The sequence below is a fragment of the Chryseobacterium takakiae genome (assembly GCF_900129385.1).
Classification (GTDB): Bacteria; Bacteroidota; Bacteroidia; order Flavobacteriales; family Weeksellaceae; genus Chryseobacterium; species Chryseobacterium takakiae.
In genome coordinates, this window is sequence record NZ_FQVO01000007.1 from 189,669 (window position 1) to 213,379 (window position 23,711).

At 36.9% G+C, this 23,711-nt stretch carries 18 protein-coding genes and 1 pseudogene; 6 read left to right on the forward strand and 13 right to left on the reverse strand.

Going from position 1 to position 23,711, the window contains the following annotated elements:
- Positions 1 to 2: 2 nt before the first annotated feature.
- Entirely contained in the window at positions 3 to 3,377 is a 3,375-nt protein-coding gene (locus tag BUA76_RS10950) for a hypothetical protein (protein ID WP_143149902.1), read from the reverse strand.
- Between the two features lie 4 nt (positions 3,378 to 3,381).
- Positions 3,382 to 5,070: a T9SS type A sorting domain-containing protein gene (locus BUA76_RS10955; RefSeq protein ID WP_072884840.1), complete on the reverse strand. Its 1,689-nt coding sequence runs from the start codon at positions 5,068 to 5,070 to the stop codon at positions 3,382 to 3,384.
- 486 nt (positions 5,071 to 5,556) lie between these two features.
- Here BUA76_RS10955 and BUA76_RS10960 point away from each other — a divergent pair, with 486 nt between their 5' ends.
- Positions 5,557 to 6,120 (forward strand): DNA-3-methyladenine glycosylase I, encoded by a 564-nt coding sequence (locus BUA76_RS10960; RefSeq protein ID WP_072884841.1) that lies wholly within the window; start codon positions 5,557 to 5,559, stop codon positions 6,118 to 6,120.
- Positions 6,121 to 6,413: 293 nt separating this feature from the next.
- On the opposite strand, the gene BUA76_RS10965 is transcribed toward BUA76_RS10960, so the two are convergent.
- From BUA76_RS10965 to BUA76_RS10980, 4 genes are all read right to left on the reverse strand, one after another.
- Positions 6,414 to 6,785 (reverse strand): hypothetical protein, encoded by a 372-nt coding sequence (locus BUA76_RS10965; protein WP_072884842.1) that lies wholly within the window; start codon positions 6,783 to 6,785, stop codon positions 6,414 to 6,416.
- 36 nt (positions 6,786 to 6,821) lie between these two features.
- Positions 6,822 to 7,319, reverse strand: coding sequence for a DUF2199 domain-containing protein (locus BUA76_RS10970; RefSeq protein ID WP_072884843.1), 498 nt, complete (start codon positions 7,317 to 7,319; stop codon positions 6,822 to 6,824).
- Between the two features lie 118 nt (positions 7,320 to 7,437).
- On the reverse strand, positions 7,438 to 9,024 hold the full coding sequence (locus BUA76_RS10975) for a patatin-like phospholipase family protein (RefSeq protein ID WP_072884844.1): 1,587 nt from the start codon (positions 9,022 to 9,024) through the stop codon (positions 7,438 to 7,440).
- Between the two features lie 113 nt (positions 9,025 to 9,137).
- Entirely contained in the window at positions 9,138 to 10,037 is a 900-nt protein-coding gene (locus BUA76_RS10980; RefSeq protein WP_072884845.1) for a magnesium transporter CorA family protein, read from the reverse strand.
- 73 nt (positions 10,038 to 10,110) lie between these two features.
- Between BUA76_RS10980 and BUA76_RS10985 the strand changes: the two genes are divergently transcribed.
- Positions 10,111 to 11,133: a 3-oxoacyl-ACP synthase III family protein gene (locus tag BUA76_RS10985; protein ID WP_072884846.1), complete on the forward strand. Its 1,023-nt coding sequence runs from the start codon at positions 10,111 to 10,113 to the stop codon at positions 11,131 to 11,133.
- Between the two features lie 67 nt (positions 11,134 to 11,200).
- Here BUA76_RS10985 and BUA76_RS10990 read toward each other — a convergent pair whose 3' ends face one another.
- The 6 genes from BUA76_RS10990 to BUA76_RS11020 form a co-directional block, all read right to left on the reverse strand.
- Positions 11,201 to 12,361, reverse strand: a complete 1,161-nt coding sequence (locus BUA76_RS10990) for a thioredoxin family protein (RefSeq protein ID WP_072884847.1) — start codon at positions 12,359 to 12,361, stop codon at positions 11,201 to 11,203.
- A 192-nt stretch (positions 12,362 to 12,553) separates the two neighbouring features.
- A complete protein-coding gene (locus tag BUA76_RS10995; protein ID WP_072884848.1) occupies positions 12,554 to 12,757 on the reverse strand; it encodes a hypothetical protein in 204 nt (67 codons plus the stop codon).
- Positions 12,758 to 12,904: 147 nt separating this feature from the next.
- Positions 12,905 to 13,117 carry a cytochrome C551 gene (locus tag BUA76_RS11000; protein WP_072884849.1) on the reverse strand — a complete coding sequence of 71 codons (213 nt, stop codon included), beginning with the start codon at positions 13,115 to 13,117 and terminating at the stop codon, positions 12,905 to 12,907.
- A 158-nt stretch (positions 13,118 to 13,275) separates the two neighbouring features.
- Complete coding sequence (pruA, locus tag BUA76_RS11005; RefSeq protein WP_072884850.1) at positions 13,276 to 14,901, reverse strand: L-glutamate gamma-semialdehyde dehydrogenase; 1,626 nt, start codon at positions 14,899 to 14,901, stop codon at positions 13,276 to 13,278.
- A gap of 147 nt (positions 14,902 to 15,048) precedes the next feature.
- Positions 15,049 to 16,152, reverse strand: coding sequence for a DNA topoisomerase IB (locus BUA76_RS11010; protein WP_072884851.1), 1,104 nt, complete (start codon positions 16,150 to 16,152; stop codon positions 15,049 to 15,051).
- Between the two features lie 207 nt (positions 16,153 to 16,359).
- Positions 16,360 to 16,797: a DUF6526 family protein gene (locus BUA76_RS11020; protein WP_072884853.1), complete on the reverse strand. Its 438-nt coding sequence runs from the start codon at positions 16,795 to 16,797 to the stop codon at positions 16,360 to 16,362.
- Positions 16,798 to 17,044: 247 nt separating this feature from the next.
- Between BUA76_RS11020 and BUA76_RS11025 the strand changes: the two are divergent.
- Positions 17,045 to 17,509 (forward strand): annotated as a pseudogene (locus BUA76_RS11025) (GLPGLI family protein); the annotation flags it as partial.
- Between the two features lie 758 nt (positions 17,510 to 18,267).
- On the opposite strand, the gene BUA76_RS11030 reads toward BUA76_RS11025, so the two are convergent.
- Entirely contained in the window at positions 18,268 to 19,002 is a 735-nt protein-coding gene (locus BUA76_RS11030; protein ID WP_072884855.1) for an SDR family NAD(P)-dependent oxidoreductase, read from the reverse strand.
- Between the two features lie 389 nt (positions 19,003 to 19,391).
- Here BUA76_RS11030 and BUA76_RS11035 point away from each other — a divergent pair, with 389 nt between their 5' ends.
- From BUA76_RS11035 to mnmE, 3 genes are all read left to right on the forward strand, one after another.
- On the forward strand, positions 19,392 to 19,748 hold the full coding sequence (locus BUA76_RS11035) for a winged helix-turn-helix transcriptional regulator (protein WP_072884856.1): 357 nt from the start codon (positions 19,392 to 19,394) through the stop codon (positions 19,746 to 19,748).
- 131 nt (positions 19,749 to 19,879) lie between these two features.
- Entirely contained in the window at positions 19,880 to 21,649 is a 1,770-nt protein-coding gene (locus BUA76_RS11040) for an aminopeptidase P family protein (RefSeq protein ID WP_072884857.1), read from the forward strand.
- 540 nt (positions 21,650 to 22,189) lie between these two features.
- On the forward strand, positions 22,190 to 23,575 hold the full coding sequence (gene mnmE, locus BUA76_RS11050) for a tRNA uridine-5-carboxymethylaminomethyl(34) synthesis GTPase MnmE (protein WP_072884859.1): 1,386 nt from the start codon (positions 22,190 to 22,192) through the stop codon (positions 23,573 to 23,575).
- Positions 23,576 to 23,711: the final 136 nt, after the last annotated feature.

Consider the following 23,711-nt stretch of genomic DNA (forward strand, 5'->3'; position numbering starts at 1 on the left):
GATTAGTTTTTGTAGTTGTACTTGAATTCTTTTAACAGCTTTCCGGTGGCAGAATTTTCCCTGATTTCTTTCAGTCTGTTAGCGGTATCATAGAGATATACCTCGCGGATTCCAGATGGAGGAGTAATGGTAGTAACACCGATCAATGGATCATAAGTATAGGTGGTAATCTGGTAATTTGCCATTGTACTGTCTTTCCTGAAATTATCCAAAGCTGTGATGAGTGTCGCCTCATTGGAAGGATTGGAAGCATCCAGGTCGGAAGCTGAAATAATAGCTGCTGCAAGGCTGCTTACCTGGGCATAAGTCGCTCCAACAATCTTTGCAATAGGCTGGGTCTGGTTGTACCCCCAGATAATGGCGGTCGGGATGCCGTCTTTGGTGGTATACTGCTGCAGGTTGCCCTTGCTGTCGTATTGGTTATAGGTGATTTCCGTGGAAGCGGTGTTCTGCAGGTCATAGGAAACCACCGAGCTTGGAAGTAAATTGGCAGCATTGTCGTATTTTGTTTCGGTTCTGGAAATAGTTTTCCCGGTCTCAGCAGCATTCTGCTTCTTCAGAACTGTTGTTTCCAATGGAATACCGATCATATTGGCATTAATCAGCTTTTGATTGTTCTTCTCGTGGGCATATTGGTAGGTGGTTTGGGTGATGCTGCCGTCGGGAGAGATGGTTTGTTGACTGGATAATTGATAATGGACAGGATTACTATAAATATATTTTGTATTTGTAGTTAAGGTTTTATTACCCACAAAATCTTTTCGCACGGCTGAAAACTCATGAGGAAGTTCATCAAAATTTTTAAACTTATAATAAAAGTATTCTATACCAAGAAATGTTTGAGGATGATAACCGTCGTTATATGATGCATATTTGAAATCCTGTGGCTTTTTAACTCGATCATAATCTATCCCATATACCTTTTTTTGATTTTTGCTTTGTGTAGAAAAATCAAAATTATAATTCATTTTTTCTTCATCGTAGGATATAGATTTTGTAAGTATCTCATACCCATTTAGCGGATATTGATAGCAAGGTATGCTGGCTGAACTCATTGGAGCCTGACCTTCAAAATTACCAAAATAACAGGATCCTAAAAAATTACCTAAAACATTATTATTCTTAAAGTAATGAGAAATTATTTTATTTTCGCCATTAAGTATATTTTTCTCCTCTACTGTGGCTTTTAAGTACTCAATACTATTGCCCTTACTATTCTGCATCGGAAATCTGCTTTGAGACGTAACAAAATCTTTTCCTGGTACACTTTGTAAAAAATCAATGTGAAAGTTAGAAATACCTGATTCTATTCCTTCGTCATCTTTATAGGTATAATTTGTTATATAAGAGACATTATTATTACTATCATAGTTTTCTATCTTTGAAACTCTTAATCCTCCGAATGGAACCTCAAAGCCAACCTGATTAATGTATTTCCCCTTTGCATTGTCTAATTCTTTCCATGATAAATCTACTGTAGCTTCGTCTGTATTGACATCGAAATATTGTCCAAGGCCACCTCCATTATTATTTCCCAAATAAAGTTCAACTTTAAGTTTATTTTCTGATGTAAGCTTATTATAAGGTACCTGTAATGTTCGGGAAGTATTATATAATAACGTTTTAGGAACAATAATTTCATTGTTTGAATTTATTATCGAATAATAAATTGAGCAGCTTCCAGAAAGTGGTAAAGAGTTTTCCCCATACAAGCATTTAGATGTATTGGTGTCGATCTTTAGGACTAGATTTTGATAATTTGTAAGATTATTAATATTAACTCCGACCGGAACTGTATATGTTTTATATAATTGATTAGTTATATTCTCATTGGTTGAAAAATGTTTAGACTTTATCTGATAAGGAATAATATTATGAAATTCGTCACCAACACCCCATGAATTATTATAATCTATTCCTTTATTATTTTCAAAGAAAAATTTTGTCTTTCCTCCTGTCGGATAAATAATTTCTTCTAATATATTTGCTTTAGAATACTCCTCATTGACATCCCGATTATTATCCTCTTCTAACACTAAATCAATACTTGGTGTGAGTCCGCCATTGGAATCTTTTCCATTATAGTAACCCCACCAGTCTCTTGCATAAGAAAATCTGTGTGGCAACAAAGTTGAGTTATAATTGAGTGTGTAAGAGTATGGAATTCCTGTTTCTGTGTGAAATGTAACCTTATTAAGTTGTAATCTTTTGCCTATCTCACTAGTGTTTTCATATCTGTTGCAAGAATAAACAGGTGAAGAAACAACGCTTTCCTTATAAGTGTATGAAAATGAAATTTTATTAATTAATCTGCCTGCATTTTTTATCTCAACATTATCCAGCTTCCTGCCGTAATTTAAATAATCTAATCGACCGCTTTTATTGAACATAATCTCCCCAAAATTTCCATATACTCTTTTTATGAAAAAATTATATCCTTTTGTTCTTCCATAATTTGTAAAAACCGTATTTCTTCCGTCACCCATTCCACTTAAACTGGGATCATAAGCTACTGTTTTAGTCTGGTTTACAAACTCACAATCATCATAAAATACTGAATCATACTCAAAATTAATTTCTTTACCTGTAGGACTTATTATTTTAGAAATTACCCAGCTATTTGAATAGACTGTTTGATTCCCATTTGGTAAAGTGCCTATAGAATTCCCACCGATGGAATAAGTATGAGAAAAATTTATTTGATTACCTTTGATGTATAAATATTTATATCCTAAAGGACTTATAAAAGTCCATCCTCCATTTGTTTGATTATATTGAATTTTATAATCCGAATTAGGAAATTGTACAAATTGCCCGACAGGATTATTGCCATCTCTTTCCTGGTTTACCATAAAGTTAATAGTTTTTCCATCTGGTAATGTTACCCTATAATCATCCGACTCCAAATCTAGTAATCCTGCATGGTATTGATTATTGCTATTTGTAGGCAAAACCATCTCCCATCCTGTATTATTAGCTTCTTGTGATAATTTTTCATTATATACATTATTAACAGTATATTGATTTTCATAGAAAAAACCATGTGCAATATCATCGGGAACTTGTCTCACATTTCTTACTAGTGTAGAAATAGGCAAATTCCACCCCAATCCAACCCATGTGGCCTTTTCTCCAACGGAAATTCCACTACTATTATAGGAAAGGGCAAGATCCAGACTAATATCTCCTTCTTTTATTGTATAGATAGGTATTGAAATATTGGGAATTCCTGTACTTAAAGATACTGGCGTTTCAAAACTCTTTAGTAAAGATGATACTTCAGGAGTTTGTGGTACAATATTTTGAACGTAATCCTTATTTTGACCTATACAGATTATTGGTAATATTGAAAAAACAATTCTTATTATTTTCTTCATCATGTTATTTTTTAATCAATTTAGCACTCGCTGTTTTGTTATCATTCATTTTCACGGTCACCAGATACGCTCCCTGAATCAAATTCTGTGTATTGATCTTGGTCACCTTATTTTTAGTTTTCAGGCTCTGCAACTGTCTTCCGCCCATGTCATACACCAAAATCTCTGCTTCAAAGGAAGACTCCCCTCCTTTGGAGGGGTTGGGGGAGGCTCCTATCTCCACATATGCATAATCGCTCACCGGATTCGGGTAGATCTTAATATCCTGCTTCTCGATCAGCTCATCAATCTGTTTGTCACCCAGCTTTACAATTTTCCAGTTCTCTTTTCCCAATTCCTCAGCGCTCGTCCCGGCTAAAACAATTGAACCGTCCCTGTTCAGCTTAATATCAGAAAGCCTTTCCTCCCTTTTTCTCGATTCTCCTTTTACGTGCTTTCTCCACTGCTCATTTCCATTCTGATCCAAATACAGCATCCAGAAGGTCTCATCATCACTTTCAATTCTTCCTTCAGCCTGGGTGTAACCTCCCAATAGAATTCCTTTGGTTGATGGTTGATTGTTGTCGGCTGACGGATTGTGAATCACGCTCATTCCCATCAGCACATCCCGGTTTTTGAAATTGTAGGATTTCTGCCAGATTTCTTCGCCTCTTTCATTTAAAGAAATCAGCCATAAATCCGTTCCTTCTTCGATTCCTACGGTTTTATTTCCCGATCTTTCCGATCTGGATTCCCCGCCAATCAGGTAACCTGTTGAAGTCAGCACCAGTGTTCTTAAATGATCATCGCCTTTTCCTCCGAAATTCTTTTCCCATTCCACTTTACCTTCTTTTGAAAGTTTAATAATCCAGTAATCACCTTCACCGAAATTTTCGGTAGACTTTGCATAACCGGAAAATGATTTTGAATTTTGGGTTGAATGGTTTTGCTCCCCTCCCTGGGAGGGGTTGGGGGAGGACTTACTTCTTGAGTATATCCCTAACAGTGCGCCTCCGTCCTTTGTGGGAATCATCTTTTCTACTTCATCCAATCCTTTTCCGCCTAAAATGAGCTGCGATAATTCTTTTCCGTTTTTATCCAGTTTCACAATCAGGACATCTTTCGAGCCGTAACCAATTGTTCTCGCTCCCTGAGGCAGTTTATTCTGAGCAGAGTCGAAGGAAAGGGAACCTGTCGTTCTATTTCCCGCCACAAAAAATCCCATATCTGTCGTCTGGATCACCGCCCTGGCTTCTTCATCTGCTGTACTGCCTATGGTTTTTTGCCAGAGTTCATCGCTAAATTCGTTGATGCGGATAAGCCAAAGATCACTTCCGCCTTTGGAATCGTCCTTTTTATCAAAGCCTTTCGTTGAGTTTGAGGTGGCAAGTACAGCAAAACCTCCATCCTGGGTGCTGATTGTGGAAGCTGCAAAATCGTGATTGTTGCCTGAGAAATATTTTTCCCAAACGGTCTCTCCTTGTTGGTTAAGCTTCATCAACCGAAGGTCATAACCTCTATTTTGTCCGTTTCCTGAACCTTTAGAAGGGACGATAGAACTTCCCGAAATTAAATACTGCTGGTCAATGGTTGTGGTAATTTGGGAGAGGAACTCCTGCGTGGAAGAAGGGATATCTTTCTGCCAGGCTACTTCTTGGCCAGAAATTCCCAGAACGGAGCATAGGAAAATTGCCCCGGAATAAATTTTATTCATATTTGTTATTTTTAAAGTTGCGAAGATACTATTTTGATAATTATAAAACCATACGTAAAATCCTATATTTTCAGATCATCTTTACTCTTCTTTTCAGATTCTTATAATATTTTGTTTAAAATTAATGGGATAAATATATTGTTTTACTATTGTTTGTAAAATTTTGAAAACCAAATATTTATGATAATGTAATTTTTTCACACTAATGTCTGTTTTTATTAAAATGTACTACATTAATTAATCAGAGTGTTACATTTTTCCTATTTTCTAAGAGTTATTTTGGAAAGTGTAACAGTTGTTTATTATACTTTACTGGTTTTTTTTATCTTACTGCAGTGCATTTTTATTCTACTTTAGTAGATTTTTAGCTTGGTATAATATATTTTTAGTATCGTAATTTGATTTTATATTTCTCCTGCCATACAGTTGTCAGCATTCCCGCTTATATTTGTAATATAAACAAAAGATTAATTTCATTAAAATTCTATGAGTTACTGTTCAGCAATAGAAAGGATGAGCCCCGAAGACCGCAAGGCACTCCATAAAAATTACCACGACAACCATTACGGTTTTCCCATTCATGATGATAATGAATTGTTCGGAAGACTGGTGATGGAGATCAACCAGGCAGGGCTTAGCTGGGAAACGATCCTGAAGAAGGAAGAAGGTTTCAGGAAGGCGTATGACAATTTTGATATTCAGAAAGTGGCGGCATATACAGAAGAAGACCGCGAAAAACTATTGAATGACCCCGGGATTATCAGAAATAAATTAAAAGTCAATGCTGCCATAGAAAATGCAAAAACCATTATCGAATTACAAAAAGAATTTGGATCATTTGAAAAATGGCTGGAACATCATCACCCGAAAACACTGCCGGAATGGATGAAGCTTTTTAAGAAAACCTTCAAATTTACAGGCGGTGAAATTGTGAACGAATTTTTGATGAGCATCGGGTATTTAAAGGGAGCACATTCTGAAGATTGCAGTATCTACAAGGATGTGTTGAAGAAAAAACCTTTGTGGATGAAGGGAGACTCTAAAAAGTAATTTTTGCGGTTTGACTTAGCGAAATAAGGTATCTATAATCGATTAATATTAATAATTTAATTTTTTTAAAACCAAACCAATTGTCACAAGAAATATACCTGAGATTAAAACAGGAATATTAAAAACAAAACAAATTTCTGTCAATCTTACAAGGTAATCAGGGAACTTTCCGCGAGCAGTAAACATGGAAATACCAAGGATAAACATGATTAGAAATAATGGAAACATACAGCAACCGATAATCAATAAATACTTGGAAATCTTTTTGTCCTTCATATCAAATCTTTAAAGTATTATTCTTTCATTTGACTTTTCAGCCGCTCAATGAGCATGGTGATCATTCTTTTATGAAAGATATTCTTGTCTGAAATATAGATTTTCATCTCTTCAGCAGTAAACATTCCTACAGTCATTCCGATGAATGTATTCCTCAATGTATGATCCTTCCGGAGGCTCTGATCAATAAAACTCAGTTTCTTTTCTGTTGTTAAAGAATTAAAATCGGGTATTTTGGACACCGCATAATCCTGAAACAGCATAAGATAAATTTCATTTTGTAATTTAAGGATAGGCCGGAGCGTCTGGCTTTGAAAAGCTTCCGTCTCACTTGTATCGCCTGATACAGGAATTGATAATTGTTCTCTTAGGTCTGTTTTAGTTGGCATTTTTTTAAATTATATTATCTAATTTACAGTATTTGCTCAACGGTTCAAAACAGAATCAATTCTTTTTTCAGCTTCTTCTTTTGAAATTCCATCATAAAAATCTTTTACAAAAGGATGATCGTGGCTTTCATGAGGATAAATAAATGGTCTTCCTATCTTATTATTTACAATAATATCCGTTGGGATAGATTCCTCAAACGAGTAATCGGGTAGATTATTTGATAGCCAGCCAAAATAGCCTGTTTCAAATTCTTCATTATGATAATTCTCAACATATTCATTATAGCTTTTCTCGCTTAAGGAAACCCAGACTCCATACTCAAGATCCTGGCAGCTTTCATGCACCTGCTGAACGAGTACTGCTCTTATAAAATAAAAGCTCTCATCGGAATATCTGATGATAAATAAATCCGGAGATAATTCTGAATTTTCAAGCTCTATATCAGATAGATCGTGATAAAATTGGGGTGCTGAATACGCTATAGCAGGCCAATCTTCCTTTTCTTCTCCACAGCATTGGCAAATGTATTTCATGTTTTTTATTTATTTTGAAATTAATTTCAATTGGCTTTTAATCTTCATAGGATTAAATTGGATTATAGTATATGAAATCTCTTTCATTCAAAATTTATACTATAATTTTATTATGATTTTAACCCACCGTTTTCGTATCCTCTTCCTTCAGAATCTTTTTCTCCTTCATAGAAAGCATCATCCGTTCACACTTGTATTTATCCCATTCAAAATTATTGAGGAAATCAAGTGCTGCCTGGAAACCTCGGTTGAAAAGCTCTTCTTTTTCATCTTTCTTCATAAAGAAATTCAGCCAGCTGCTGATTCCGCAATTTACGGTCTGGATGCTGAACAGATGATAGAACGTATGTTTGGTAAGAAATGTTTTGTCGTTAAACCCTTTTAACGTGCTGATAATATTTCCGGCGTAGGAGAGGGGAGATTTCAGAATCTGGGAAGCCGTTTTTCCTTTTTCTGAAAGTAGGTCGGAATCACTGGTGAGCTGTACACCAAACAAAGGCATCCTCGGATAAAAAATATCAGAAGCATGGAAAAGATCAATCGGGAAATTGGAAATGCTTCCGCCATCAATGAAAACTCCTGCGGGATTAATATTTTCGGGAAGCGTATTCATCCAGAATTTCCAGGCATATTTTACAGAATCATCATTTTTATTAATTGCTTTTTGCATCGGTTCAAAAAAGAATGGCACTGACATGGAAGCACGTACAAACTCTGCCGGACTGATGTGCTTCAGCTCCTCTTCAGACCAGTACAGATTGGCCATCGTCGGAAGTTCCACTTTTATTTTGGCATTGATATCGGTTGTGATGACAATGTATTCTGATTTTAGGAGATAAAAAGGATCTTTTTTATAGTATTCGTTGTTGACCGTGCTGTCGTAAAATATTTTATACCGGATCTTGTCAATATGCTCGATATTATTGATCCGGATTTCTTCAATGCTTTCCAGCGCTTTGTTGTAGTACTGCATTTCGTTTCCGTAGCGGTAGTTAAGGTTGAGATCTTTCCCTTTTTTAATAAACTTCTCATTAAGATCGGCTACTGTTTTAATGTCAAATTCGTTTAATGCATTTTTCATGGCCGTTAGAAAAGTATTTCCGGGATTCAGTCCAGAATTTCTTTTTTTCAGATCGGAATAAAGTTTTACGAAAAATAAAGCTCCAACAATCACCAGAAGCATGGGAATCGAGAATAGAACTTTTGTCTGCCATATTTTATCTGTCGGGAATACAAATGCCAGGATTCCGAAAAAAAGAAGAGTTCCGATAGCGAGATAGGCGTTGATCTTCAGGAAGTTTTTATTATTCAGCATGGAATGAATCGTTTTTCTTACATACGGTTTTCCATCCATAAAATCGGCAAAATTCCAGTTGAAGAGAATATTTTTAATGGTTTCGCTTTTAGCATCTTCCTTAGTTTTGCATGCTGCAATCAGTATTGTATTGATGGCTCCTGCGCTTGTTCCTGCAATCTTAAGAAAACGGATCCCGAAGATTTCCAGTCCGTAAAGATAACCTACCAGAGCACTTCCCCAGACACCGCCTCCTTCCTGTACGAATTCTACATATTGATTTCCTTCCGCATCCAAAAGATCGGAAAATTCTTTTACCGAAATACGGTCGTGCATTGCTGCCAGCTTTTTTTTGGATTCTTCTGAAAGAACATCTTCTTCCAATATTTTTTTTAAGATTTCAGGTTTCATGGTGTTTGTGATTAGGTTAATTTTATAATATGCAGGTTTTGCAGATCATGTTAAAATTAATGATTATCATGAAATCTTTCGCCTCGTATTTTCACGATAACCGAAACCGTAAATTACCACTGCTTTCTTCTTGCGTAGATGAACGTGCAGATCACCACCAGAGCCATCAGTCCGAGTGTGAAAAAATAGCCGTATTTGGTGTGGAGTTCCGGCATATTGTCGAAGTTCATCCCGTATACTCCGGCGATAAAAGTAATCGGTAAAAAATAAACGGAATAAATCGCAAGAACTTTCATCACCTGGTTGGCTTTCTGATCAGATAACGCCAGGAACATGGAAATAAGGTTGGTGATCTGAATATTCAGATGTTCAAAATCTGCTACCACATCTTTATGCTTATCTTTCAAATCATAAATTTCCGAATCCTGAAGGTCTAAGAGCTTAAATTTATCAATAACATCGGCTGAAATGGTAAGAACCCTGGAATTCAGGCCCGATTTTCTTTTCAGTCTGTACAATCTTTTGATCTGGTTGGTATGATTGGTATTTTTAAGGAAGATTTCGGTTTCAATATTATCCATCGTCTCAAAGAGACTTATTGATTCATCATCAAAGCTTTTCATAATCAGGAGAGCGAGTTTCAGAGCTATAAAATCGGGAGCGGTTTCCGTTGTAAGCTGAGAAATCTGCTTTTTAGTTTCCAGAAGGCTTTTGTTTTTCATCCGATGAATGGTAACAATGGTTTTGCCTACCAGGAAAATGCCGATTTTGGTACTGATATCACTTATCGTATTGAGATTTTTACGTTCCTGCTCTGTGCTTTCACGCAGCAGGAAAAATTTCACGTCACCATCTTCTTCATATTTGGGAAGGTGATTGGGATCGAGGGTGTCTTCAAGCAGAAGATTATTGATCTCATATCTTTCGTGTAAAAATTTCAGGTCCTCCGCAGACGGAGCTTCCACATCTACCCATTCGCACTGGGAATCTCTGTAAATAGTCTCAATTGGCATATAGTAAAAATAGTAATATTTTGAAAAACTATGTGTTAAATAAGTTTTATCTTTGTCAAAATTAAAAAACTATATGATTAAAAGTACAATAAAGGGAATCGGATTTCATGTTCCGGACAATATTGTTACGAACGATGATCTGGCAAAATTAATGACCACCAATGACGAATGGATAACGGAAAGAACCGGCATAAAAGAAAGGAGACACAGAGAGAACAGGAATGATTCCCAGGAAACCACGGCCTATCTTGGTTTCAAAGCCTCTGAGAAGGCGATTGCCAATGCAGGGCTTACCTCAAAAGATATCGACTATATTATTTTTGCAACCCTTTCACCGGATTATTATTTTCCGGGATGTGGTGTTCTGCTTCAGGAAATGCTGGGTTGTGATACCATCGGAGCTTTGGATGTGAGAAACCAGTGTTCCGGGTTTGTATATGCAATGAGTGTTGCCAATGCTTTTATTAAGGCTGGAAACTATAAAAATATCCTCGTTGTAGGTGCAGAAATTCATTCTTTCGGACTTGATTTTTCGGATGAAGGAAGAGGGGTTTCCGTAATCTTCGGCGATGGAGCAGGAGCGATTGTACTTTCTGCCACGGAAGATGAGAATGCAGGGGATATCTTAGCCGTGAATATGCATTCTGAAGGAAAATTTGCAGATGAGCTTTGTACACAGTTTCCGGGATCTAAATTCGGGTGGAGCGACAGAATGAGAAAAGAGCCGGAAAATGTTACCGATAAGGAGGTATATCCGATCATGAACGGAAATTTTGTTTTTAAACATGCGGTAACAAGATTCCCTGAAACGATGCAGGAAGCGCTTGATAAAGCCGGAAAAACTATTGATGATCTGGATATGTTTATTCCGCATCAGGCTAATCTGAGAATTGCCCAGTTTGTACAGCAGAAATTCGGCCTTCCGGATGAAAAGATCCACAATAATATCCAGAAATACGGAAATACTACTGCAGCCTCAATTCCGATTGCTTTAAGCGAAGCCATTGAAGAAGGAAAGATCAAAAGAGGTGATCTGGTATTGCTTTCGGCTTTCGGAAGCGGTTTTACGTGGGGAAGTGTTTTGTTTGAATATTAATGAATAATAATAAAAAACACGGCGCGGAAATTTATTTTCCGCGCCGAATTTTTATGTTGAAATGTTCTTACAGACTGTTCAGTAACTTTTCAGTATCAGCATAATCTTCGCCCGATTTTTTTGCAAGCTCAATAGACTTTTCAGCCCAAAGTCTTGCGTTTTTCTTATCGCCTATTTTGTTGTAAAGATTGGCTAAAGTATCGGTATTCGCGTAATTTTCACTTTTCTTTACAGATTCCTGTGCCCAGGTCACTGCTTTTGCAAGGGATGCTTTATTGGTTACATTTTCAAAGAAGTTCCATGCGATAGAATTCAACTCTTCTGAAGAGGAAGCTGATGGATCTTTGTAAAGCTCAATTGTTGTTTTTTCGTAGGTGTCAATATCCTTATCTTTGAGAGCTCTGCTGGCTTTTGCTCTTTTCAGGATTCGTTCGGCTTCATCTTTTGTTAAAAACTTCTGGGCTTCTGCCATGAAAGAGTTGTCATTCCATTTTTTTGTATCAGCGTTGTATGCTTTTCTGATGGCGGTATTCACTTTTATGTTCTTATCAAAAGCTTCATATCTTTCTGCAGGAAGGATTTTGGTAATTTCCGCTTTTTTAGCTACAAACGTTTTGTATAACGGACTTTCTGTACTTTGCGTTGCAGAAAGCAGCATCTGAACATCGTCTCTGTCAAACTCGGGTTTTTCGCTGAAATACCGGTCAAGTACTCTTGCTGCAAACTCAGCATCATTGTACATGGTAAGGCCGGCAAGATTTTTCAGGAATTCAGGATCTTTTTCTCCATTTTCAAATTTCTGCTTCAGAGCGGTTAATCTTTTATTCGGATCTCCTGCATCTTTCGCAAACTGGATAAAATCATTTTCTTCGACATATCCAAGTGTCCTGTGTACCACTTCACCGTTTCCGTCTACGAAAAGATAGGTAGGAAATGCTTTTACATTGTATTTTTTGGCAAGTTCTATTCCTTCTCCTTTTTCCATGTCGATTTTTGCATTTACGAAATGGGAATTATAGTAATCGCCAACAGCTTTCTGCGGAAAAACATTTTTCACCATAAGCTTACAAGGACCACACCATGAAGCATAAGCATCGATGAATACCAGTTTGTTTTCTTTTTTTGCTTTAGCGAGAATCGTGCTGAAGTTGGTGTCTTCAAATTTGATTCCCTGTGCAAATGCCAGCGCGCCTATGAAAAGAGCTGAGAATATGGTTAATTTTTTCATAATACTTTTTATTGATTGCAAATGTAATAATTATGTTAACAAATCAGTCTGTAATGCTTAAAAATTGTTACAGCATGACTTAGATTGTTTTCTTTGGTTAAGGTTAAAGTTTTTAAGGGAATTTCACTATTGAAACAGATTTGTACTATATTAAGTTTGAACAAAAAATCCGCAGATAGTTCTGCGGAGCTGTTATTTTGTAGCCGATGAATCTGATTTCGTTTTTAAAGTGTCTGTAGCATCCATTTCGGAATTTGCAGCAGCACTTTCACCCATGCTGTTTCTCATATATTCTTTGTTTCTTTCGTCTTTAAATTCTTCCCTGTTTTCTTTTTTTTGTGCGCAGCTTCCTAAAAATAATGCCGCAAAAACGGCTGCTGTGAATAATTTCGTCATAATAATATTTTTAATGTTTAAGTATAATCAAATATAGTTATTAAAGATAAAAGATAAAAGATAGTTTGATAATAATAGATATTAAAATTTTAAAACTAAAAATCCCCAGAGTATTCTGAGGACTGTACATTGTAAATTCAACTATTATTATTTAACAGTAGTTGCTGAATCCATTTTCATTGCCGCGCTGTCAGGAGTAGTTGTGGTTGTACTCATGGTATCCGTTGTAGCGGGCATTGTATTGTCCATAGCACTGTCTACTGCCGTTGAATCGGTATTGCTGTTTGACATGGAAGATTCCTTTGTTCCGCAACTTACTGCAATTACGCCTAATACTGCGATTAACATTAATTTTTTCATAATACTTTGTTTAGTGTGAGTAAAACACCCATCAATAATTATTCCGAAAATGGTATAAGGAATATTAAATATTCAATTATGTAATTAAATATTGTTAACAAACAAAAAAGCTCCGGAATATTCCGAAGCTGTATATATAATGATTACTATAATTGAAATTATCCCAGATACGGATATTTGTAATCTTTTGGAGAAACAAAAGTCTCTTTTATGGATCGTACAGATGTCCATCTTAATAAGTTCATTTTAGAACCTGCTTTATCATTCGTTCCCGAAGCTCTGCCACCCCCAAAAGGCTGTTGGCCAACAACAGCACCGGTTGGCTTGTCGTTGATATAGAAGTTTCCGGAAGCGTTTTCCAGTGCTTTAAACGCTTCATTGACCGCATACCTGTCTTGTGCAAAAACAGATCCGGTTAATGAATAAGGAGAAGAAGAATCAACAAGTTCCAGTGTTTCAGCCCATTTGGAATCTTCATAAACATACACCGATAAGATAGGTCCAAAGATTTCTTCAATCATACTTTCGTACTGAGGATTTGTTGTTTCGATCACAGTTGGGTATACAAACCAGCCTTTAGCATCATCACATGTTCCTCCGATTATTACATTTGCTTCGTTTGAAGAATTGGCTCTGTCAATATATCCTTTACACTTCTCGAAAGAATTTTTATCAATTACCGCATTTACAAAGTTGGACGGATCTTCCGGTGAACCGATTTTAATAGAATTGATTTGAGTTTCCATTACTTTTTTCACATCAGCCCACAGTGACTGAGGAATATAAGCTCTTGATGCTGCAGAACATTTCTGTCCCTGATATTCGAAGGCTCCTCTCACCAAAGCTGTTGCTACCGCTTCAACATTTGCGGAAGGGTGGGCAATTACGAAATCTTTTCCTCCGGTTTCCCCAACGATTCTTGGGTATGTTCTGTAATTATGGATATTGTCCCCGATCATTTTCCACATTCCCTGGAAAACTTTGGTAGAACCTGTAAAGTGGAGCCCTGCAAAATCTCTGTGCGCCAGTACCTTTTCCGCAGTTTCTTTACCATCTGTGAAAATCATGTTGATGACTCCGGCAGGAAGTCCAGCCTCCGTTAAAACATCCATGATTACTTTCGCAGAATAGATCTGCTTATCGGAAGGCTTCCAAACCACTACATTACCAAGCATTGCCATACAAGTCGGTAAGTTTCCTGAAATTGCCGTAAAGTTGAATGGTGTTACTGCAAAACAAAATCCTTCCAATGGTCTGTATTCTACTCTGTTCCAGATTCCTGCATCGGAAACCGGCTGTTCAGAATACATTTCCGTCATGAATTCCACATTAAATCTCAGGAAGTCTATGAATTCACAAGCCGCATCAATTTCAGCCTGGTGAACGTTTTTAGACTGTCCGATCATCGTTGCTGCGTTGATGACATCTCTGTAAGGTCCTGCTAAAAGATCAGCAGCCTTTAAGAAAATTGCTGCCCGGTGTTCCCAGCCCAGTTCATTCCATTGCTTTTTTGCCGCCAGAGCTGCGTTAATCGCATCATCCACGTGCTGCATGGTTCCTCTGTGGTAAAATCCAAAATCATGAGCATGATCCTGCGGTGATTGAAGCTGAACTTTATCGTTCGTTCTTACTTCTTTACCGTTGATAATCATAGGGATTTCTATTTTCTCAGCCCACATTTTTTTATATTGAGCGATAAGGCTTTTTACTTCCGGAGTTCCCGGCGCATAAGAATTTACCGGTTCATTTACCGCAAAGGGTACTTGCGAAATTGCTTTAGACATATAGTTGTATATTTTTTATTTGCTAATGATACAAATTTACAACAATTATTCGGGTCGGAGAAAATCTGTCAGTAGTGAATTTTTTCAATTGAAAAGTATGTTGAATTAACAATTCCCATTTACTTTTAACCTCTCATCTCTCATTTCTCACAATTTCTCATTTTCTAAAATCTTCAACACCAGTTTTTCTTCGTGGGTTAAATCAGCTTTTCCGTCGTTTTCCTCGATTTGTTCCAGTTCATCAAGGTATTTTTTGATGGTATTGTTTTCGTAAAGATTAATGACAAGTGGATGAACATAATACTTCCTGCATACCGTGCTTGTATTTCCGAGGTGTGACGCAACTATTTCCAGCGCTTCTTTTACCTTTTTTTTATATTCCGTATGGGTTTCTGCATAACCGATTTCCTTAAATGCGATCAAAGCACTTACTGTGCCCGACCAGGTTCTGAAATCCTTTGCCGTAAAATCTTCACCGCTGATTTCTTTGATATAGTCATTGACCATTCCTGAATCCACTGTATGGCGGTTTCCGTCTTCATCAATATATTGAAAGAGTTCTTTCCCCGGAATATCCTTACATTTCTGAATCAGTTTAGCCAGTCTTTTACTTTTCAGGTCAATGTCGTGCATTACACCTTTCTTTCCTTTAAAGTGGAAGGAAATTTTCTGGCCCTGAACTTTTACATGCTTTCCTTTCAGAGTTGTTAAGCCGAAAGAACCGTACAATTTTTCATAAGCATTATTTCCGATTCTGATATTTGTTCTTTGCATCAGGCTCACAATTAATGCAAGAATTTTTCTTTTTTCAAAGTTTCTTAAAGCAAGATCTTTTTCAACTTGGAGTCGGATATCAGGCAATGCATACCCGAACTGAAGCATTCTGTAAAATTTGGTATGGTTTCGCAGTGCGCTCCATAGTGGATGATAGCGGTATTGCTTTCTTTTTTTTACATCAAATCCTGTGGCTTGGAGATGTCCGTTGTCAAGCGCACAGATCCATACATTTTCCCAAGCCGGAGGAATTACCAGTTTGTTAATTCTTGAGATTTCATCTTTATCCCTGATTTTTTCACCGTCTTTATAGTAGGAATATTTTTTTCCTGTTTTTTTACGGGTAATACCGGCTGTCTCTGCATCGGAGGTATAAATAAGATGTACCGCCTTTGCAGATGCCACCGGATCTTTCATAATTTTTACAATCTTGGCAGGCTTAAGATGGGAAATGATTTCTAAGTCTGAATTTTCCATACGATCTGGTTAAGAGTTCCTACCCCTTGAAAATAGCCATAAGATGATAGCTATTACGCCAACTACTAATATAATTCCCCACCACATTCCTGCCTTGAAGATTGTTTCTACTGCTTCGCAGCTCGTAAGTGTAAGTAATGTTAATATAGCAATACTAAAAAAGCTCCATTTTTTCATGATATTATTTATTTTGTTGTTTATTATTTTTTAGACTCTTTGGTGATCGGGTCTCCATTTTTTTATGGATTTTTTAATCTCGTCGCCTTTCATATTTTCTTTCAGGGCTTTTTCAAGATATATTTTAAATTCATCATCGTAGGCAAAGCGTAAAGCGGCGATTTGTCCGAATTTCAGTTTTTCTTCAACCTCATCAGATCTCAATCCGAAAATTTCAAAGTACCGCTGCCGGAATTCAAGTCTTACGATACGGTTCTGAAGGCTTAATGCATAGTGCTGGCGCAACATGATGGCTAAGTAAAAAATTAGGAAAATCACTACCGAAAACAAAATCCATGAAAGCTGGTTTTGTTCGTCATTAAAAACCTTGTAAATTCCGGTTCCTTCCAAAACAAGTAATAAAGGAAGAAAAACGAAATGATGAGGAGCATAAAACTTCCTGTGATTTTTATAATTCTGACTTTCCATTTCACGTATATTGCAATAATCTTTCCAAAATGTTTAATATCGGATCTGAATTAAATTTAGGCTAATGAATGGTGGCTTTAGAGTTAATATCCTATTCCATAATGTATTGCAAAAAATCTGAAATAATTCTCATGTAGGTCGCTATATTTAAGTATATTATCATTCAGAAAGACTGGCGATCCAATGAAGTAATATCTTACCTGTCTGTGAACGCTGATCGATTTAAAGTCGCCCAACACATCACCTCAATTGGCAGATCGGAACAGAAACTGCTATGATCCAGGGTAAAAAATGCCAGTTGGCAACGGTAGAATATAAAGGTAGAAAGTATAACGCATGGTTTACTAATGAAATTCCCATTTCTGATGAACCATATAAATTTGGTGGACTTCCCGGATTGATCGTTAAGATCGAAGACACAAAAAAACAACATATCTGGGAATTAAAAGGAATTGAAAAATTTAGAAATATACAACTTAACTTGTCTGCCTACATTCCTGTGACCGAAAACCAATATAAAAAAGCTGTTGAAGATTATATAAGAGATCCGATGAACAGGATAAGGGAGCTTAAGCGAAGATATGGGATTACCAGCTTTACGTCAACTTCGCCAGATGGGACTTCATACTCAGACGCTGAATATGAAAAAATGAGAACTAAGAAAATAAAGGAAAGTTTTAAGGAAAACAATAATTCCATAGAGCTTTATTAAACATTTTAGACTTATATCAGGATTGATTAATTAAGATTTATTTTAAAAAATCCTTTCGTTAAAGAATATATTGTTGAAATTATGATAAAAAATTAAAAATATTTCTGCTCAAATCCATTACTGTTTTAAGCGTAATACATTCTTGCTTATTTTATCTATGGATACTTTAAGTTTGAAGGAATTGGTAAAGTTGATACTTACACGGAGTTTTACAGATTCAAATTTTATGATGACGTTTCTATTTCACACTTTTTTATTACCTGCCTGTTTCTGTTTTGCTTTCTTATTTTATTATTGAGAAATCATTCCAAAAAAATATAGCGTTGGCAGTACTGTAAAAACGGGTGCTTCGATATTGCTTATTTTCTTTCTCTCACTGATCTTTTTTATAAGTTACAGTTTTGGGTTAAATGCCAAAATAAGACATGAGCTTCCTGAAAAAGATTTGAATAAAGACATAACTTTGCTGAATGTCTTATATCCGTTTTTGTATAATTATACTTCCTATAGCTCTGATAAATTATTCAATCCGGAAATATTTTATATCCTAAACCTTATCCGATTATCGCAGAAACGGACACTATCTTCTATGATCCTGATAATTCGGAATATTATTCTTTTGAAACAAGCTATCGCAGTATAGATACGTTGAAAAGCAAGATATTATTGTGAATTAAATTTTATCGAAAAAAGCGTTGTTAAGGTTTATATTAAAAACCCTGACAACGCTGAACGCAAAAGCGGTAAATTTTAAAATATTATCTGCGGATTGTGACACCGCCGTCAACCGACAGGTAAGAACCTGAAATATAAGAAGCTTCCTCTGAAGCCAGGAAAACAATGGCGTTGGCTATTTCTTCAGCTTCCCCGATTCTTTTCAGCGGAACTGCTGCTGCAATAGCATTTTTAATATGTTCCGGTGTCTGGTGATTCATCGGGGTATCGGTAAGTCCGGGAGCAACAGTATTTACCCGGATTTTTCTGTCTGCCAATTCTGTTGCAGCGGTACGTGCAATTGCATCAACTGCACTTTTTGTCGCGGCGTAAGCGCCCATTTGTGCGTATCCGCTCACTGAAACGCCGGAAGAAATAAGAATAACGGAAGCTCCTTCTGCTAAATGAGGAATCAGTTTTTGCAAGGTAAAGAACAACCCTTTCACATTGATGTTGAACAAATCATCAAAAACTTCTTCGGTGGTTTCTTCTATAGAAAATTGTTTGGCAATTCCTGCGTTTAGTACGAGCACATCAATTTTGTTTCCGCTTTCTGCAACTTCTTTTTCCAACATTGCAATGTCTGCCAATTTAGAAATATCTGAAGCTAAGGTTTTCAGCTTCGGACTGTTAACGTTTACTGATGCTGTGTGTAAACTTTCAGCATTTCGGCCGGTGATCAAAACATTTGCTCCCTTTTCAATAAATATTTTTGCGGTTGCAAAACCAATTCCTGCACTTCCGCCAGTAATGATTACATTTTTATCTGTGAAATTCATTTTTTTAAATTTTAAATGATGAAAATTAATTTTTACTCTAAGAGCCTGTTTTTAAGTTTTTATAACGCAAAGTTTTATTTCAACTTTACTTATTACTTTTAGAAAGCAAAGGCAAATAAAATTTGTTTTGCGAAGCTTGAAAATACAGCTTCATCAAATTAACTTGTTAATTCTTCTTTGCTCACTTAAGTCTTCAAATAAAATCTTTGCGTCAAAAAAACAAATGATGATTTTGTAGCATTTAATCAAATTTAAATAGGCTCTAAGACTTTTTGAATTTATTTGTTTTGAAATCGATTTCTTTAACGATGCAAATTTAGAACGAATAAATTTATTTTAGTAACTTTGTAACTAAAAGTAACAGTAACTTTTGAGTAACAAGGTAACTTATGGAGGAAATAAAATGCTCGGACAACGACGGAAAAAGAAAACAAATTATGGCTGTTCATGATGCAATGGACGTGCTGAATGGCAAATGGAAAATTTCGATAATTTCTTCAGTCTGCTATCATAATAAAAGGCGTTTTTCTGATATTTTAAACGACGTGAAAGGTATTTCCAATAAAATGCTCAGCAAAGAACTGAAAGAGCTTGAAATGAATCAGCTTATAACAAGAATCGTTCTCGATACACAGCCTGTAACGGTGCAGTATCAACTGACGGAATATGGTTTGACTTTAAAGAAGATCATCGATACCTTAGCCGATTGGGGAACCGAACACCGAAAAGTAATAATTGGAAAGTAAAAGAATTATGATCAACTTAACCAGGGTTATTTAGTTGGCTCAAATGCCGTATTAAAATCACTAAAATAGGATTAAAAGCTGTTGGGTAACCTTTAAATTCGTAACTTCACATCTTTAAAAAAATTCAGAAAATGACTTCAAAGGAAAAAATAGCTGCACTTCGTGAGGAAATGCTAAAAAATAATGTTGATGCATTTATCGTATATTCTGCAGATCCGCATATGAGCGAATATTTACCTGAGGAATGGCAGGAAAGAGCCTGGCTTTCGGGATTTTTGGGATCTGCCGGATTTGTGGTGGTCACCAGGGATAAAGCAGGGCTTTGGACAGACGGAAGATATTTTACACAAGCTGCAATAGAGTTGGATGGATCAGGGATTGATCTTTTCAAGGAGGGAATGGAAGGAACACCGAATTATATTGACTGGATTATTTCTGAAATTCCGGCAGAAGGACGAGTGGCCGTTAATGCACTGGCAACATCCCATGCCAATTGGGAATTGCTTACAGAGAAATTAAATGCTAAAAATATTACATTAGTGGATCTTCCGCTACTGGACGATATCTGGAAAGAAAGAGGGACACCTTCTAAAAACCCGATCTTCGTTCACCCGGTTGAAAGAGCCGGCAAATCTGTTGTAGAAAAAATTGCAGCCATCCGCCAGAAAATGGAGTCAATGGAAGCAACTGTCCATGTTATTTCCAGTCTTGATGATGTAGCCTGGACATTAAATCTTAGAGGAAGCGATGTGCAGAGCAATCCTGTTTTCCTTGGATATCTTGTCATTACAAAAAATGACGCAAAACTTTTTACAGATCTTGAAAAGCTTGAAGTGGAAGCCAGAAAACAGATGGATGAGGCGTGGGTAAAAATGATGCCTTATGAAGAGTTTTACAACTGCCTGAAAGCATTCAGTAATGAAAAAGTACTGGTTTCCCCGAACAGCAACCAGTCTATTTTTGAAGCATTAAAATCTGAAAATAAAATGATCAAGGCTCCGGTTCCGGGTAATTTAATGAAAGCCCAGAAAAATGAAACGGAACTGGAAGGCTTTAGAAAAGTAATGGTGAGAGATGGGGTGGCTATGGTAAAGTTTCTGTACTGGCTTACCCATAATGCAGGCAAGGAACCAATGACGGAATATTCTATCGGGGAAAAGCTGCGTGGTTTCCGTGCGGAAGGAGAGAATTTTGTCGGCGAAAGCTTCGGAAGTATTGTAGGGTATAAAGATAATGGTGCGATCATGCATTATTCTGCGAAGAGTGAAGGAAGCAAAGAAGTAACGAATGATGCAAGCATCCTCATAGACTCCGGAGGCCAGTATTTTGAAGGGACAACCGATATTACAAGAACATTTGCTTTAGGGCCTGTTTCTGATGAATTTAAAAGAAACTCTACGCTTGTTTTGCAGGGAATGATCCGTCTTTCTATGGCTAAATTTCCCAAAGGAACAAGAGGTGTTCAGCTTGACACGATTGCCAGACTTCCGCTGTGGATGCATGGAAAAGATTTCAATCACGGAACGGGACATGGAGTGGGAAGTTTCATGAATGTTCACGAAGGTCCTCAAAATATCCGGAAAGATATGAATCCTCAGGAACTTTTGCCGGGAATGGTCTGCTCTAATGAACCTGGTTACTATGTGGAAGGTGAGTACGGTATCCGTCACGAAAATCTGATCGCTGTACGAGAATCAGAAACAACAGATTCCGGAACTTTCTACGAGTTTGAAACGCTAACGTTCTGCCCGTTCTTTAAGGATACGATTGTTAAAGAAATTCTTTCTGAAGAAGAAATTGCATGGTTGAACAACTATCATCAAACTTGTGCTGAAAAGCTGGGACCTCATCTGGAAGGAGAGGTTAAAGTGTGGTTTGATGAATTGGTAAGCCCATTATAAGAATTATTCCTTTTGATTTATAGAGTTAATATAATATTATAACCCCGCCCGGCAGGAACTGCCGGGCATTTTTTTATAAATATGCAACCGTATTTTTACGGTATTAATTTCAGGGATTTTCCTGATGTCCCGAAAAATGATCTGCGCTATCTTTGGAACAGAAAATGAAAACATCATTCATCTTCATAAACTTAGTAAATTCAAAGCAGTAATCACTTCAGTCTCTGGAGTGGTTTTTTTAATTGATAAGTTATTAGAAGGAGTCTGTTGAATTTATTGTGCTGATTTCAAATAATACCGCTCCATCATAGCCCGGATTGAGCAATTGTCTGAGCTCATTTTATTGGTTCCAGTAGCGGCGGCGCAGCCGCCGCTACTGGAACCAATAAAATAGCGAGTGCGGAAAGCCGGAAAAAGCTCCTGATTTGATTTAAGGGTTAGCGTGTGAAGGCTGTAGAAATTTTGGAATTTGAGTTTCATGAATGACTGCAATAGACAAAGGGTATTTTTGTTTGCGGTGAAAAAACGTAAATTTGCACCATGAATAATGATACCATTTGTGCACTGGCTACAGCCAACGGAGTAGGAGCTTTGGGAATCATCCGGGTTTCCGGAAATGATGCTTTGCCGGTCGTTCAGAAAAGTTTTCCGGGTAAAAACCTGGTAAAACAGAAATCTCATACGATCCATTACGGATATTTTATGGATGGTGAAGAAACGATTGATGAGGTAATGCTTTCTATTTTTCTGGCACCTAAGAGCTTTACAACAGAAAACTCGGTGGAAATTGCTTTTCACGGATCTCCGCACATTGGTAAACGTATTCTGGAAACACTGATTAAAAACGGTGCAAGGATGGCTAAAGCCGGCGAATTTACCCTTCGTGCTTTTATCAACGGAAGAATTGACCTTTCCCAGGCAGAAGCTATTGCCGACGTTATTGCTTCTGAAAATGAAGCTTCGAGAAAAGTGGCAATCAGTCAGCTGAAAGGCGGAATAACGAATGAAATTTCCCTGCTGCGAACCGATCTCCTGAATTTCGTTTCCCTTATTGAACTGGAACTGGACTTTGCAGAGGAAGATGTGGAATTTGCAGACCGCACCGCACTGACACAGCTGCTGAATAAAATTGAAGTAAAACTTCATTCCCTGATTGAAAGCTTCCAGTATGGAAATGCCATTAAGAATGGAACTGCAGTCGCTATCATCGGGAAACCCAATGCGGGGAAATCTACCCTTCTGAATGCTTTATTGAAAGAAGAGCGGGCTATTGTCAGCAATATTGCCGGAACAACCCGGGATACGATAGAGGAGATCCTGCACATTAAAGGTCATGCATTCCGTCTTATTGATACTGCGGGACTCAGGGAAACGGCAGATGAAATTGAAGCTATCGGCGTAAAGAAAGCAAAAGAAAAGGTAGAGAACGCGAATATTCTCGTTTATCTGGCAGACGCAGGAACAAAAGATTTCTCAGAAGATATTGAAATGATCAAGTCTTTGCTAAGAGACGACCTGAAGCTGATCATCTGCGCAACAAAAATTGATGAAGTCGTTCCGACTCAATATGAAAGAATAGAAGATATTTTCAGAAAAGAAATTGCTCATGAGTTTGATTTTATTACGATTTCTGCGGTAGAAAACCAGAACATCCAGGATCTGAAAAACGAGCTGTCTTCCTACGTTGAACAGTTAAAGGTTGCTGAAAATAATGTGGTGATTACCAATCAGCGTCATTTTGAAGCATTGCAGAAATCCCTGCACGCGGTACATAAAGTTAACGAAGCTATTACTTTCCAAATTTCAACCGAACTTCTGGCCTATGAATTAAGAAACGCCCTGGAGCATCTTGGGGAAATTTCCGGTGAGGTCACAAATGATGAGGTGCTGGGTAACATTTTTTCTAAGTTCTGTATCGGAAAGTAACTTTTTCAAAACAAACAATAAGCGTTTTTATATAAATCATTAGAAGCCGTCTCACAACTGAGGCGGTTTTTTTTATTAAAAAAAGTTGTAATATTAGCGAGTATTTTGTATATTTATCTGGTAATCAGTCATATAT